The 14,356-nt window shown below is 36.1% G+C and carries 15 protein-coding genes; all 15 read right to left on the bottom strand.

Annotation, left to right across the window (positions count from 1 at the left end; translation table 11 throughout):
* Nucleotides 1-18 precede the first annotated feature (18 nt).
* Entirely contained in the window at nt 19-489 is a 471-nt protein-coding gene (nrdR, locus tag DOK78_RS08230) for a transcriptional regulator NrdR (RefSeq protein ID WP_207940808.1), read from the bottom strand.
* Nucleotides 490-632: 143 nt separating this feature from the next.
* The gene (gene coaE / locus DOK78_RS08225; protein WP_207940809.1) at nt 633-1,226 is read right to left on the bottom strand and encodes a dephospho-CoA kinase; all 594 of its coding nucleotides are present in this window, start codon (nt 1,224-1,226) and stop codon (nt 633-635) included.
* A 6-nt stretch (nt 1,227-1,232) separates the two neighbouring features.
* Nucleotides 1,233-2,066, bottom strand: coding sequence for a DNA-formamidopyrimidine glycosylase (gene mutM / locus DOK78_RS08220; RefSeq protein ID WP_207940810.1), 834 nt, complete (start codon nt 2,064-2,066; stop codon nt 1,233-1,235).
* Between the two features lie 14 nt (nt 2,067-2,080).
* Nucleotides 2,081-4,723 carry a DNA polymerase I gene (polA, locus tag DOK78_RS08215; RefSeq protein WP_207940811.1) on the bottom strand — a complete coding sequence of 881 codons (2,643 nt, stop codon included), beginning with the start codon at nt 4,721-4,723 and terminating at the stop codon, nt 2,081-2,083.
* A 114-nt stretch (nt 4,724-4,837) separates the two neighbouring features.
* The gene (locus DOK78_RS08210) at nt 4,838-5,521 is read right to left on the bottom strand and encodes a Bax inhibitor-1/YccA family protein (protein ID WP_207940812.1); all 684 of its coding nucleotides are present in this window, start codon (nt 5,519-5,521) and stop codon (nt 4,838-4,840) included.
* Nucleotides 5,514-5,981, bottom strand: a complete 468-nt coding sequence (locus DOK78_RS08205) for a MaoC family dehydratase (protein ID WP_207940813.1) — start codon at nt 5,979-5,981, stop codon at nt 5,514-5,516. Before DOK78_RS08205 ends, DOK78_RS08210 begins: the two co-directional genes overlap by 8 nt.
* 119 nt (nt 5,982-6,100) lie before the next feature.
* A complete protein-coding gene (gene murC / locus DOK78_RS08200) occupies nt 6,101-7,438 on the bottom strand; it encodes a UDP-N-acetylmuramate--L-alanine ligase (RefSeq protein WP_207940814.1) in 1,338 nt (445 codons plus the stop codon).
* 150 nt (nt 7,439-7,588) lie between these two features.
* Entirely contained in the window at nt 7,589-8,050 is a 462-nt protein-coding gene (locus DOK78_RS08195) for a SprT family protein (protein ID WP_207940815.1), read from the bottom strand.
* The gene (locus DOK78_RS08190; protein WP_207940816.1) at nt 8,047-10,212 is read right to left on the bottom strand and encodes a Tex family protein; all 2,166 of its coding nucleotides are present in this window, start codon (nt 10,210-10,212) and stop codon (nt 8,047-8,049) included. The genes DOK78_RS08195 and DOK78_RS08190 overlap by 4 nt, the downstream gene beginning before the upstream one ends.
* An 84-nt stretch (nt 10,213-10,296) precedes the next feature.
* Nucleotides 10,297-11,031, bottom strand: a complete 735-nt coding sequence (locus DOK78_RS08185; protein WP_207940817.1) for a metallophosphoesterase family protein — start codon at nt 11,029-11,031, stop codon at nt 10,297-10,299.
* Nucleotides 11,032-11,274: 243 nt separating this feature from the next.
* Nucleotides 11,275-11,646, bottom strand: a complete 372-nt coding sequence (locus DOK78_RS08180) for a VOC family protein (protein WP_207940818.1) — start codon at nt 11,644-11,646, stop codon at nt 11,275-11,277.
* A gap of 5 nt (nt 11,647-11,651) precedes the next feature.
* A complete protein-coding gene (locus tag DOK78_RS08175; protein ID WP_207940819.1) occupies nt 11,652-12,038 on the bottom strand; it encodes a DUF1149 family protein in 387 nt (128 codons plus the stop codon).
* A gap of 116 nt (nt 12,039-12,154) precedes the next feature.
* Entirely contained in the window at nt 12,155-13,195 is a 1,041-nt protein-coding gene (locus tag DOK78_RS08170) for a SepM family pheromone-processing serine protease (RefSeq protein ID WP_207940820.1), read from the bottom strand.
* Nucleotides 13,196-13,200: 5 nt separating this feature from the next.
* Nucleotides 13,201-13,677 (bottom strand): pantetheine-phosphate adenylyltransferase, encoded by a 477-nt coding sequence (coaD, locus tag DOK78_RS08165; RefSeq protein WP_207940821.1) that lies wholly within the window; start codon nt 13,675-13,677, stop codon nt 13,201-13,203.
* Nucleotides 13,678-13,683: 6 nt separating this feature from the next.
* The gene (gene rsmD / locus DOK78_RS08160; RefSeq protein WP_207940822.1) at nt 13,684-14,238 is read right to left on the bottom strand and encodes a 16S rRNA (guanine(966)-N(2))-methyltransferase RsmD; all 555 of its coding nucleotides are present in this window, start codon (nt 14,236-14,238) and stop codon (nt 13,684-13,686) included.
* Nucleotides 14,239-14,356: the final 118 nt, after the last annotated feature.

The raw sequence follows: 14,356 nt of genomic DNA, 5'->3' as shown, positions 1-14,356 counted from the left end.
AAAAGCCCCTCCTTTAAATTACTTATTTGCTTCTTTTGCTTTATCAACAATGTCTTGTAGTTCCTTTAAGAATACCGACATGTCTTTAAATTGACGATAGACACTTGCAAAGCGAATATAAGCAATCTCGTCTAAATTGACTAATTCTTCCATAACATACTCACCAATTAAAGTTGAAGGTATTTCATTTTCGCCTCGCTCACGAATTCTAGCTTCTACATGATCGACAATTTGTTCCATTTGCTCCATCGCTACTGGACGTTTTTCAGCAGAACGAATTAAACCACGTAATACTTTTTCACGATTAAATTCTTCACGCGCGCCATTTTTCTTAATGACTAACAGAGGTGTTTCTTCTAATCGTTCAAACGTTGTAAAACGAAAGCCGCAGTTTTCACATTCGCGTCTACGGCGAATCGCACGACCATCATCGGCTTGACGGCTATCAATAACACGAGAATTATTATGATGACATTTTGGACAGTGCATATTTCCACCCCATTTATCTTTATTTATTTTAAATTTACTGAATGAATAAATTAAATTTCTTTCTATATTATAACACGTTTATCAGTTCTTCTGACAGAATAGACAAGAAAAAACTCTAGAAAACTCTAGAGTTTTTAATCTTTTTAAATAAATTTTTGTGCTTTTAACCAGTTTTTAACTTTCTTTTTTGTTTCTTCCAGTGAATTTTGGTTATCAAACACAATATCCGCCCGTTGCTTTTTCTCTTCAATTGATAGTTGACTAGCTATTCGTTGCAACGCCTGTGCTTTTGTTAAGTCATCTCGTCTTATTAAACGTTCTAATTGAACAGCTTCAGGAACATAAACCACGGCAACCTGATCCATTTCATCTTCATAATGGGCTTCAAATAATAGCGGAATATCTGCAATTACTAAGGGTTCCTCTCGATATCCACGGATACGTTGAGTAATTGTTTGTCGTAAAATAGGATCTAATAACGCATCTAATTGGCGACGTTTTTCTTCATCAGAAAAAATAATATTACCTAATTTTTTACGGTCTAACTGACCATTGTCTAACAAAATATCCTCTCCAAAGACGGAGACAATCGCTTGTAGACCTGCTTGTTTGGGTTCAACAATCTCTCGTGCAATCACATCCCCATCCACAATCGGAAAGCCATATGCACGAAAGATGTTCACAACGGTACTTTTTCCTGTAGCAATACCGCCTGTAAGACCTAAAACCATGCCCATCAGCACTCATCCTTTCCGCTTCTGACAAGTTGGACAATAATGGGTGCCACGTTGGGCGACTTTTGTTTTAACAATCGGTGTTTGACAACGTGGACAAGGTAAATCCGTTTGCCCATAAGCATTTAGTGATACTTGAAAAGTGCCTGCTTCTCCTAGTGCGTTAGCGTAAGAACGAATCGTCGTTCCCCCTGCTTCCACAGCTCTAGCTAAGACATCGATAATCGCTTGATGCAAGCGGGTTGTTTCACTTTCGTTTAATGCATTTGCTGGCGTTTCAGGATGTATTTGGGCTTCCCATAGTGCTTCGTCTACATAAATATTTCCTAAACCGGTGACTAGTTTTTGATCTAATAAAAGTGGCTTAATCGCTTTAGCCGATCGTTTTAATTTTTCTTGAAAAGTTTCCAAATAAAAGACATCTGGTTGAGGTTCTGGACCTAATTGTTTAATTCCTTTGTATTGGCTACTCTCATCTTTAGGCACCAAAACCATTCGTCCAAATTTACGCACATCATTATAAAAAAGGCGAGAATGGTCCGTAAAATTAAAGATGACATGTGTATGCTTATCAAGCATATCTTGCATATCAGGGTCAAATTCATATTTACCTTCCATACGCAAATGTGAGATCATATCAAAATTCGTGAATTTAAAAATTAAAAATTTCCCTCGACGCTGAATATCTTCAATCGTCTGATTAACCAAATTTCTTTGGAAAGTTTCTATCTCGGGCGATTCAATAATTCGTGGCCAGCGAACTTCGACAGATTCAATCGTTTTTCCCTTAACTAAATGCAATAGCCCTTTGCGAACAGTTTCTACTTCTGGCAATTCTGGCAAAGCTTTTCACCTCTTTATTTTGCTTCATACCATGTTTTTCCCCAACTGCTGTCGGTGATTAATGGTACATGTAAGGAAACAGCTGTCTCCATCACTTCTTTTACAAGTTGATTTAATTTTTCTAACTCATATTCTGGAACTTCAAAAACCAATTCATCATGTACTTGTAAAAGCATCGCTGCTTCTAATTTTTCTTCTTTCATCCGACGATTCAAATCAATCATCGCAATTTTTAAAATATCGGCGGCACTTCCTTGAATTGGTGAATTAATGGCCGTTCTTTCTGCAAATGAACGTAAATTAAAATTACGTGAATTAATATCTGGTAAATACCGACGACGATGATACAAGGTTTCTACATAGCCGGTGTCTTTAGCTTCACGAACTACTGTCTCCATGTATTTTTTCACACCTGGATAACGTTCGAAATAAGTGTCAATATATTGTTGAGCAGCTTTTCGAGTAATGCCCAAGTTTTGTGATAATCCATAATCAGAAATGCCATAAACAATTCCAAAATTAACTGCTTTGGCTTGGCGACGCATATTGGGAGTGACGTCTTCAGCTTTTTCAATGCCAAAAACGCGCATCGCTGTACTTGAATGGATATCTTGTCCTTCTAAAAAGGCCGCTTTTAAATGCTCGTCATCTGAAATATGAGCCAACACACGTAGTTCAATTTGGGAATAGTCGGAAGAATAAATTACCCAATCTTCTTTTCTTGGTACAAATGCTTCACGAATCTTACGACCTTCTTCTAAACGAATAGGAATATTTTGTAAGTTTGGATCGACTGAGCTTAGACGTCCTGTTTGTGTCAACGTTTGTACATAACGTGTATGAATTTTTCCATCGCTTTGAATCATTTTCAATAATCCTTCAACATAGGTTGACTGAATCTTCGAAATTTGGCGATAAACTAAAATATCTTCGACAATAGGAGCTTGTTCTTTTAGCTGTTCTAAAACATCAACCGCTGTGGAATAGCCTGTTTTTGTTTTTTTAATGACAGGTAGACCCATTTTTTCAAATAGGATAACGCCTAACTGTTTTGGTGAATTCAGATTAAATTCTTCGCCTGCTTGTGCATAAATTTTTTGTTCAATTTCTTGTAAGCGTTCAGCAAATTCACCTTTCATCTGATTCAAACGTTGTCCATCCACTTTGATCCCTGTCATTTCCATTTCTGCTAAGATATTCGATAAAGGAAATTCCATCTCATAAAAGAGTTGCGTTTGCCCTTTTTCTTCCAACTCTTCAACTAGTTTCTCACTTAACCATTCAATCGCAACAATTTTACGAGCTAAATGCGCAAAAAAGACTTCTTCCTCTTCTGGCAGACCTTTTTTAGCTCCTCTTCCATAAATCACATCATCTGATTGAATTTCTGTATATCCATAATGAGCCGCAACAGCTGCAATATCATTACTATTATCATTGGTATCTAATAAATAAGCGGCTAATAAAACATCATAAGACAAGCCTTTTGGACAGCCAATATAACGATTTAAAGCGACTTGGGTACGCTTGGCATCATAGACTTTTTTCTTTTTCGTTTCGTCAAATAGCCATTCTTGGAATGCAGCATCTTCAAATACAGCTTCGTTATTGGCAACATAGATTTTTTTCTTCGTTCCCCAAGCAATCCCCACAATATCTTCAATGTGGTAGTTATCCCCTAGCATTTCAACGTATAGCGCTGATTCTGAGGTAAACATTTCAGGAGTCGTTTCTTCTACCACTTCAAATAAAATATCATCCATCTCTTGGTCATCAACGATATTTAAACGTTCTAAGAAAGTTTTAAAATTCATTTCTTTATAAAAGGGCACTAATTTATCTAAATCTTTGCCTTCATATTTTAAGGAATCAACGTTCACCTCAACAGGGGCATCGGTATTGATGGTTGCTAATTGTTTTGAAAGAAAAGCTAACTCACGATCATTGATTAAATTCTCTTTCATTTTGCTTTTTTTCATTTCATCAATATGTTCATAAATGCCTTCTACTGACTCATATTGTTTTAGCAATTTAATTGCAGTTTTTTCACCGATTTTGGTCACTCCAGGAATGTTATCCGAGGCATCACCAGCTAGACCTTTCATATCGATGATTTGTAAAGGTTTTAAACCATCATATTTTTCTGCAATATGTTCAGGTGTATAAGATTCAAGATCACTGACGCCTTTTACTGTAATATCGATTTTTATATGTTCAGTGGCTAATTGGGTTAAATCACGGTCACCTGTTAAAATTACCACGTCAAATTGTTCTTCATCCACACGATTAGCTAAGGTTCCTATAATATCATCGGCTTCATAGTTATCCAATTCGTAGTGCTTGACACCCAAGCCTGTAATCAATTCACGAATATACGGCATCTGTTCTTTGAATTCACCTGGCGTTTTTGCACGCCCACCTTTGTATTCTTCATACATCGCATTACGAAAAGTAGTGTTACCCGCATCAAATGCAACCAAGACATGCGTTGGCTGCTCTTTAGCCATTACATTTTCAAACATATTGTTGAAGGCATAAATCGCGTTGGTGTGTAATCCATTGTTGTTTTTAAAGCGTTCTAGCGAATTATGTAGCGCAAAAAACGCACGAAACGCGACGCTGTTGCCATCCACTAATAATAATTTATTTTTTGTCATTTTTTTGGCTCCTCACTTGAAACATTCTTCTTTATTTTAACAAAGAAATCTAAGGAATGCGATTATTTAAGTACAAAAAAACGAACATTGGTTTGCCAATGTTCGTTTGCTTGATTAGTCTCTTGAAAAGATTCGTAATAGTGATAAGAACAAGTTGATAAAGTCTAAATAAAGTTGCAATGCCATGAAAGCAGCTAAACCTAAATTCTCTTGTCCTTGTGAAGCAAAATAGACGTGACGGATACGTTGATTATCATAGGCTGTTAAGCCAACAAAGATTAACACCGTAACATAGGATAAGAAATAATCGACACCTGAACTTTGTAAAAACATGTTTACAACTGTCGCAATGATTACCCCAAATAGTAAACCAATTCCCGCACGACCAATACCACTTAAATCACGTTTCGTAAAGGCACCATACAGTGCCATTACTAGGAATGTAATAGTAGCTACAACAAAAGCTCTTGCTGCATTTTCTACACCATAAGCTAAAATAGTAATAGATAAAACTAATCCATTTAGTAAGGAATAGACAATAAATCCTGCCAGTGTTAACGATGGATTTTTTTGTGCTTTGGCACTTAATACAATTACTAAGATGATTTCAGCAATCCAAATCCCTGTTAAGCCTAATGGGAAGTTTTGAATAAACGCTAATGTTTGTTTTAAAAAAATACTTCCACCTAAAAAAGCAGCTAAAGCACTGATACCTAGACCTAAACCGAAGATTCCATAAACCTTTGCATAAAATTTATTTAATCCAGATGTATCTTCAATAACTTGATGATTATTCATTTGTTTCCTCGCTTTCGTCAATTAAAATTGGTGGTTGAACCATCACAACCGCATCCAATACGCGATCGTTTTCTGTATTCACTGCTTCCACAGAAATAGTAATGACATCCTTCATTTTATCAACTTTGATAACTTCAAATTCAAATGTCAATGTTTCATAATGGTAGACAGGTTCCACGAAGTTCACAGAAAAATTAACCACATGTGACCCTGGTCCAGGCAAATGTTTTGAAATGGCACTCGTTACAATCCCCATCAACATAATTGACGGAACAATTGGGCGTTCATACGCTGTTTGTCGTGCATAATCATGTTGAATATATAATGGATTAGCATCATTCGTTAATCCTAAATACAACAACAGCTGATTATCTTCAATCGATTCTGTAACGGATAACGATTCACCCTCCTCAATTTCATCAATGGTTTTTCCTAGTTTTCTTGGCTTACCTATATCCAAAATAGCAGACCTCCAAATAAAATATATAGTTTCTCTTATTTTATCAAATGCACAGAAAAGTGCAAGCGTCGTTACTTCTAAAAAAACGAATGATAGCTAAGCTACCATCCGTCTTGTTTTTATAATACGTTACGTGTTGTTCCGCTTAATAATTTTTCATAAGCTTGTTCAAATTTTTGAACATCGCCTGCGCCCATAAAGATGATCACCGCATTTTCGTGATCTAATAATGGCGACACATTATCTTCTTTGATAACTTGTCCACCTTTTGAAATTTTTGCTCCTAAATCTTCAATTTTCACATCGCCTTGCGTTTCACGTGCTGAACCGAAAATATCACATAAATACACTTTATCTGATAAATCTAACGCTTCTGCAAATTCGTCCATCAATGCAATCGTTCGAGTGAATGTGTGTGGTTGGAAGACTGCAATAATTTCTTTATCTGGATATTTTTGACGTGCGCCATCAATCGTTGCTTTGATTTCGGCTGGATGATGTGCATAGTCATCAACGATAGTCATATCTGCCACAATTTTTTCACTGAAGCGACGTTTTACCCCTTTAAATGTTAACATTTCTTGGGCAACTTTCTCCATGTTAAAGCCTTCTAAATGTGCCGTTGCAATCACACCCAACGCATTGTTGATATTGTGTTGACCAAAAGCTGGCAAAGCAAAGTGGCCGATAAATTCACCTTGGAAATACACATCAAATTCAGAACCTTCTGTTGTACGAATAATATTTCTTGCTTGAATATCATCGTTTTCATTTACCCCATAGTAATAGATGGGAACATCTGCTTCTAATTTACGTAAATACTCATCATCACCAAAAGCTAAAATTCCTTTTTTCACTTGATGAGCCATTGTTTGAAATGCTGAGAAAACATCTTCAATACTTGTGTAATAATCAGGATGGTCAAAATCAATATTTGTCATAATTGCATAATCCGGTGAGTATGCTAAGAAATGACGACGATACTCACATGCTTCAAAAGCAAATAATTCAGCATTTGGGTCACCATGACCTGTTCCATCACCAATTAAATAGCTTGTTGGACGAATACCAGTTAATACGTGAGCTAATAATCCTGTCGTACTTGTTTTTCCATGGGAACCAGTTACGGCAATACTTGTAAATTGTTGAATAAAGTTACTAATAAAATCATGGTAACGAATCACTTCTAGACCTAATTCACGTGCACGCACTAATTCTTCATGAGCATCTGTGAACGCATTACCAGCAATGACTGTTAAACCATCATGAATATTCTCAGCATCAAACGTATATAAAGGAACACCCGCACGTTCTAATTCACGTTGTGTGAAAAAGTATTCTTCTACGTCAGACCCTTGTACTTGCAACCCTTTTTCATGTAAAACAAGTGCTAAAGAGCTCATACCTGAGCCTTTGATTCCTACAAAATGATAGATTTTTTTATCTTGATTCGTCATAATTTGTTGTCCTCTTTTCTCAAAACATTCTCTATATAAAGATTCATTTATCGTCTAATAAGTATATTTAACTGGGATACATTATCTTACAAAACTTCGAAAATAGCAACGAGTTTTAACTTATCATAGTCAAGATTTAATTTTCTCTCATCATTTTCCCAAAGAAATAATTGTTGTATCTAAGTATTGGAGCTTCCCACGACAAGCGCCACACACGTAGCGTTCCGTATTAATTCTTTGACGTCGTTGGACACATTTCTCACAGTTTTGGCATTGATAAATCAAAACTTTTACTTCTCGAGGTGGACTGGGCGCAAACCTAAGTCCACCTGTTTGAGTAAGTAATTCTTTAAATTCCCAATCTTTATGCTGATAACCTTTACCTGCTAAATGTAGATGATAATGACAAAGCTCATGTTTGATAATTCCGATAAATACTTCCATTCCCTGTGTTAACATCTTAGGATTAAAATCTAAGTGATGATCATTCAAATGATACCGACCACCTGTTGTTTTTAGACGCGCATTAAATACAGCCTTATGTTGAAAAGGTTTATCAAAAAATTCAAGCGATATTTTTTCAACCAATTCTTGCAATTCAAATGGTGTCATTTAGACGATCCAGGATCAAGCATGGTTAAGCTGATTCGCCCTTTATTGACATCGACTTGATCAATCCAAACCGTAACCACATCACCCACAGATACAATATCTTTGGGATGTTTAACAAAAGTTTTACTTAATTTAGAAATATGAACCAAACCATCTTGTTTCACACCAATATCAACAAAGGCACCAAAATCAATAACATTACGTACTGTACCTTTTAACTCCATTCCTGTTTTCAGGTCTTCCATGGAAAGCACATCTTTACGTAAAAGAGGCGCAGGCATTTCATCACGCATGTCTCTTCCTGGTTGAAGTAAGGCTTTGATAATATCTAAAACAGTTTCGTTGCCCACGGTTAACTCGTTCGCAGTTTGGATCACATTCAATTGAGCTAACGCTTCTTTCGCAGACTCTGTTCCTAATTGCTCTGATGAAAGATCGACTAACGCTAAAATATCTTTGGCAACAGCGTAGCTCTCTGGGTGAATGCCTGTATTATCTAAAATATTTTTTCCACCTGGAATACGTAAAAATCCAATTGCTTGTTCATATGCTTTAGGTCCTAAACGTGGAACTTTTTTTAATTGGTTTCGTTGCACAAAAGCACCGTTTTCTTCACGGTACTTAACGATATTTTGAGCTGTCGTCTTATTCAACCCAGAAACATGTTGTAAAAGTTGAGGACTTGCGGTATTCACATCTACACCGACTTGGTTTACTACGGTTTCTACCACAAAATCCAATTGTTCTCCTAAACGCTTTTGAGAAACATCGTGCTGATATTGACCCACACCGACTGCTTTTGGCTCAATCTTCACTAATTCGGCTAGTGGGTCTTGTAAACGACGAGCGATACTAATTGCGCTACGCTCTTCTACTGGTAATTCTGGGAATTCTTGACGAGCAGTATCACTCGCAGAATATACTGAAGCTCCGGCCTCATTGACAATCACATAAAAGACTTCGCGTGCAATGTCTTTTAATTGTTCCGCAACAAATTGTTCTGATTCGCGACTAGCGGTTCCATTCCCAATGGCAACCATATCTACTTGATGAGTTTCAATTAAGTTCTTCAATGCTGGTCCTGCCGCTTGACGTTTATTTGGTGCCGCCGGTTTATGTGGGTAGATAACTTCAATCGCTAAAAGCTTACCTGTTGCATCAACTACTGCTAATTTACATCCTGTACGATACGCTGGGTCAAATCCCAATACTACTTTTCCCTTTAAGGGCGGTTGTAATAATAGATTGCGTAAATTCTCACCAAAAATCGCAATCGCTTGCTCATCTGCTTTTTCAGTTAATTCATTGCGAATTTCGCGTTCAATTGCTGGACCAATAAAGCGTTTATACGCGTCTTGATAGGCTTCAATAATAAAAGGCGCGGCTGTTGACTGTGGTTGTTGAATTAATTGTCGGTTAAAATAATCAAAAATTTTCGTTTCATCCACTTCTAGAGAAACTTTCAAGATGTCCTCTTTTTCACCACGATTTGTGGCTAAGATACGATGAGAGACAATTTTATTAATCGGTTCAGAAAAATCATAGTACATTTCGTAAACGCCTTTTTCATCTTTATCTGCATCTTTGACCTTACTGACGTAGCTTCCTTTATTAAAAAGATAACTACGAATCCATGTACGAAATGTCGCAGAATCACCAAATTGTTCTGCTAAAATTTCATGGGCACCTTGTAACGCTTCTTCAGATGTTTCAATTGCTTCATTCACAAAACTCTGTGCTTTTTGATAGACATCTTCTTTAGGAAAAGCTAATAACCATGTTGCAAGGGGTTCTAAACCATTTTCTTTTGCAATCGTAGCTTTTGTTCGACGTTTTTGTTTATAGGGACGATATAAATCCTCTACTTGTTGCATCTTTGTTGCCACTAAAATAGAATTTTTTAATTCAGGTGTTAATTTTTCTTGTTCATCAATTAAACGCAACACTTCTTCTTTACGTTTTTCTAAATTTTCTAAATACGTATATCGTTCTTCAATCTCACGAATTTGCACTTCATCCAATCCGCCAGTCATTTCTTTCCGATAACGAGCAATAAAAGGAACAGTATTTCCTTCTCCTAATAATTCCAACACTTTTGTTAGTTGGTTTCCACGATATTGCGTAAGTTCTTTTTGCAATAACTGAATAATTTTATCGTTCATTTGTTAAATTCCTTTCCTCAAACATCTTCTTAAGTTTAACATAAAATAAACACAGATGGATATGTTCCCATCTGCGTTCTCCGTTTAAAAATCTGGTTGCCATGGACCAGACACATTTTGATATTCAATATCTTGAACAATTCCTTTTTGGTCAAAAATCACTCCATGAACCGAACCACCAAACACCGCTCCACCATCAATTCCGATTTTATGATCAGAAATCCATAAATCTGTGGTTTTCATATCTCCGTGTAACATCGGTGTGATCGTATGACCAAAGACAATTGTTTTTCCTGTATTATTTTTCCCTGTATGAAACGAGTCTCGAATCCAAATAAAATCACGAGGATCGGTTTCTTTCCAATCCTTTTTTGTTAAATCCACTCCGGCATGGACAAATAAATACTTGCCCCACTCAAAACTCAATGGACGATCCATCAAAAAATCAACTAAGTCTTTGTAACGAGAACGTATCATCATCGCAATTTCCGTAGGTGAATACTCCTCTGTCGCTCCAGGATGAAGCAAACTATCAATAGTTTCTTTGCCACCATTACGTACATAACCTGTCATCCAATCTTCCGGCGCATGCAAAAATTGTAAAAAATATTCTTCATGATTCCCTCGAAGATAAATCGCACCATATTTTTCAACTAATTCTTTTCCTAATAAAAAACATTCTTTGCTTTTTTTTCCTCGATCATTTAAGTCACCAATTAAAACTAGTTGATGATGAACTGGATCAAAGCTTTCTAATAATTTCTTAAACAAATCAAGTTGACCATGAATATCGCTAATCACATAAACATATGGTTTCATATTCTTCATCCCCTTTTCTTAAGTATACGCCTTTTTTCAAGCAAATTCATGGATAATTATTTGCGCTTTATTTAGGAAGTCGCTATACTAAAAAACAAGGATGTGAGCACATTGAAGAAATGGACACACTATTGGTTACAATTTAAAGCAGAAATGAAAGAATCCATTCGTACAGGTGCTATTGCGAATGATTGTCAAAAATAAAAAAATGATTCATCGCAATAACATACGATGAATCATTTTTTATTTACCTGAAACAGCGTAATAATTTCCATCACGGTCTGCAAAATTAAAGACCATTTGTTCTTCCATTTGAATCAATTCGCCAACTTCAACATCCATAGATAATAGTTTTTTATATAAATCGACAATTTGATTAGAAACAAACATAATTGATGGTGAATTTGTCGCAACTTCTGGTGAATGACGTTCAATAAATTCACGATCATATAAAACAAAATGGGTTTGCGCATCACTTGACGCTGCAATTTCAACGACAAGTGTTCCGTCTAATTCTTGTTTTTCAATCACGATAAATCCCAATTCTGTCCAAAAATCAACTGCTGCGGGAACATCATCTACATAAATCATCACTTGCATCTCATTTGAAAACATAGCTATCAATCCTCATTTTCTTGATTGTTAAAGTTTAATTTGATACCTGGTTGATCTGTGACAATTTCTGTTACTTCGTATGTTAAACGTTGCAGCATTTCAAATAAAGGTTCAACTAATTCATCTGCTTCAACCTTTGATAGGTCATTAGGGCCTGTGATTTTACGATTGACAATATGATTGATTTGTCCAATCGCTCCACTAATAATAAACTCTGGGAAGACCACTTCAAATTGCAAACGAGCACCTAAAACTGTATTTTCTTCTGGATAATTTTCTTGTGGTTTTAATGGCGCAAAACCAACGTTTAATTTTGTTTCTGCTTCTTGCTCTGGATTACGCATATCAAAGTGATATGTTTCAACTACTGGTTTTTGTCTTTTTATTTCCAAACTTCTCACGCTCCTTAACGAAAGTATATCATAATTTAAAGTAGGAACCTATTTGTATCTTATGCTTTTTTGCGAAAACAAAAAATCGAAACAGAATATCTGCTTCGATTTCACCCTTACATTTTTTCAAGATAATCTAATGCATCCTGTAATGTTTTTACAGGGACAATTTTCATATCTGATTTAATTTTTTTCATTGCTTCTACGGCTTCTTCGTAGTTGGTTTTTAATTCGGGATAGGCAGCTTTTTGTTCTGCAGTAATCTCATCGTCAGGTGCAAAGAAAATTTCAACGCCTTCTTTACTAGCACTGGCAACTTTTTTATCGATTCCTCCAATACGACCAATGGTTCCATCGTTATTCATGGTTCCAGTCCCCGCAATGTTTTTCCCTTTACGCAAATCCTGATCGACTAACTGTTCATATATTTCTAAAGTAAACATTAATCCCGCAGAAGGACCTCCAATATTTTCTACGTGGAAATCAATTTTGTCATCTGATTGAATTTCTGTATGATCGACTAAAGTAATGCCAATCCCAGCTTTTTTATTTGCCTCTAAAGTAATTAATTTAGCCGTGGCTTCTTTCTCTTCGCCATCTTGAAGATAAGTTATCGTTACTTCATCATTGGCTTTTTTCCCTTGAACATAACTCATAAATTCTTGGGTGTTCTTAAACGTTTTACCATCAACTTTAGTAACTGTGTCTCCTACAGAAATTTTATCGATGAAATTGGAATTGGATTCAATTCCCATCACATAGACACCTTTGTAGTCGAAATGATACGGACGTTTCGCTTGTTTTAATGCTTGCTCAATCGCATTATTTTGGGATGAAGTCATATAATATTGTTGAATACGGTCATATTCCGCACCACTTGACTCCCCAAATAGTTCTTTTTCACTAACGACATCTTCAAAAGGATCAAACTTGGCTTTAATTGCTGTAACAACTGATGCTTGGCGAATCCCTACTGACGTTAGCGAAAATGAACCAGGATTATCATCTTTTTGGTCGTTGACTGTAACGAGTTCTTTTAAATCAATGGTCGAGCCGGGCTGTTCAATATAATAAGGCAATGGAATAAAGACACTTGCCACAATTGTCAACGCCACCACAATAGATAAAAGATAATTGACAGAGGTTCTATTTTTCATTTTAATCACCGCTTCTTAATCGCTTCATAGACATTCTTAGGAAGATATTTTTGAACGTCTCCTCCAAATAATAGCACTTCTTTAATCAAACTAGAACTGATATGACTATATTCAGATTTTGCTACTAAAAAGACTGTTTCCAAATTTGGGTCTAAATGACGATTCATTTCCATAATTTCACGTTCATATTCATAATCTTTCATATTACGCACACCACGTAATAAAAAACTCGCGCCTAAGCGTTGGGCAGTTGTGACTGTTAATTCGGTTTCTTGAGAAATAACGGTCACATTTGGTAAATGTGCTACTGCATCATTCACTAATTTCACTTTTTCTTCTACTGAAAAAAATGAATGCTTATTGGTATTAACAAAAATCCCCACATAAAGCTCATCAAAGATTTTAGACCCTCGCTCAATGGTATCTAAATGTCCCATCGTTAATGGATCAAAACTTCCTGGAAATAATGCGATTTTTTTCATATTCGTTTAGACCTCATTTCTATAAATAGTAACTGCTGACATCCCATACACCTGATGTCTAATTTGGACAAGTGTTTGCAGTTCCTCTGGCAAAACAACACCCTTATCTGTTTCACAAACAACTAAACAGTCTGAATTCAATAGATTTTCATCTAACATCTTTTCTAATTGCGTGACAATTTGCTGTTTTGCATAGGGCGGATCTAACAAAATCAAATCAAAAGAATTTTCTCCATGAGATAATTTTTGTATCGCTTGATTAGCATCCATTTTAAGAGTCGTAAATTTCTCGGGCTCTTTCGTAATTTTAATATTTTCTTGAATCACTTTCATTGCAGGATAACTACGGTCAACACAAACAGCGTGCTCCATTCCTCTAGAAATTGCTTCAATGGCTAATCCACCACTGCCTGCAAATAAATCTAACACTTTGCCTCCATCAAAATACGGACCAATCATATTAAAAATCGATTCTTTTACCTTGTCAGAGGTTGGTCGTGTATTATCACCATCTAAACTTTTCAAACGGCGACCACGATAAGTTCCTGATACTACACGCATACGGTTGTTCCTTTCATCGGCTATATTCTCTTTTATTTATCAGCTGCTCTCGCTCTCCTTACAGTCGGACAATCGCAGTGATTCGGGAGGGTGACTACCCTCGCTTCGCTCTGCTAGT

Origin of the sequence: Enterococcus sp. DIV2402 (assembly GCF_017426705.2) — a bacterium.
Classification (GTDB): Bacteria; Bacillota; Bacilli; order Lactobacillales; family Enterococcaceae; genus Enterococcus_F; species Enterococcus_F lowellii.
Note: the sequence above shows the minus strand (reverse complement) of the source record. Positions and strands in the feature narration are given on the sequence as shown.

Excerpts from the sequence above, each read along its gene's own strand:
- nrdR (WP_207940808.1), bottom strand. The coding sequence starts at position 489 with ATGCACTGTCCAAAATGTCATCATAATAATTCTCGTGTTATTGATAGC.
- coaE (WP_207940809.1), bottom strand. The coding sequence starts at position 1,226 with ATGGGCATGGTTTTAGGTCTTACAGGCGGTATTGCTACAGGAAAAAGT.
- polA (WP_207940811.1), bottom strand. The coding sequence starts at position 4,723 with ATGACAAAAAATAAATTATTATTAGTGGATGGCAACAGCGTCGCGTTT.
- DOK78_RS08210 (WP_207940812.1), bottom strand. The coding sequence starts at position 5,521 with ATGAATAATCATCAAGTTATTGAAGATACATCTGGATTAAATAAATTT.
- murC (WP_207940814.1), bottom strand. The coding sequence starts at position 7,438 with ATGACGAATCAAGATAAAAAAATCTATCATTTTGTAGGAATCAAAGGC.
- DOK78_RS08195 (WP_207940815.1), bottom strand. The coding sequence starts at position 8,050 with ATGACACCATTTGAATTGCAAGAATTGGTTGAAAAAATATCGCTTGAA.
- DOK78_RS08190 (WP_207940816.1), bottom strand. The coding sequence starts at position 10,212 with ATGAACGATAAAATTATTCAGTTATTGCAAAAAGAACTTACGCAATAT.
- DOK78_RS08185 (WP_207940817.1), bottom strand. The coding sequence starts at position 11,031 with ATGAAACCATATGTTTATGTGATTAGCGATATTCATGGTCAACTTGAT.
- DOK78_RS08180 (WP_207940818.1), bottom strand. The coding sequence starts at position 11,646 with ATGTTTTCAAATGAGATGCAAGTGATGATTTATGTAGATGATGTTCCC.
- DOK78_RS08170 (WP_207940820.1), bottom strand. The coding sequence starts at position 13,195 with ATGAAAAATAGAACCTCTGTCAATTATCTTTTATCTATTGTGGTGGCG.
- coaD (WP_207940821.1), bottom strand. The coding sequence starts at position 13,677 with ATGAAAAAAATCGCATTATTTCCAGGAAGTTTTGATCCATTAACGATG.
- rsmD (WP_207940822.1), bottom strand. The coding sequence starts at position 14,238 with ATGCGTGTAGTATCAGGAACTTATCGTGGTCGCCGTTTGAAAAGTTTA.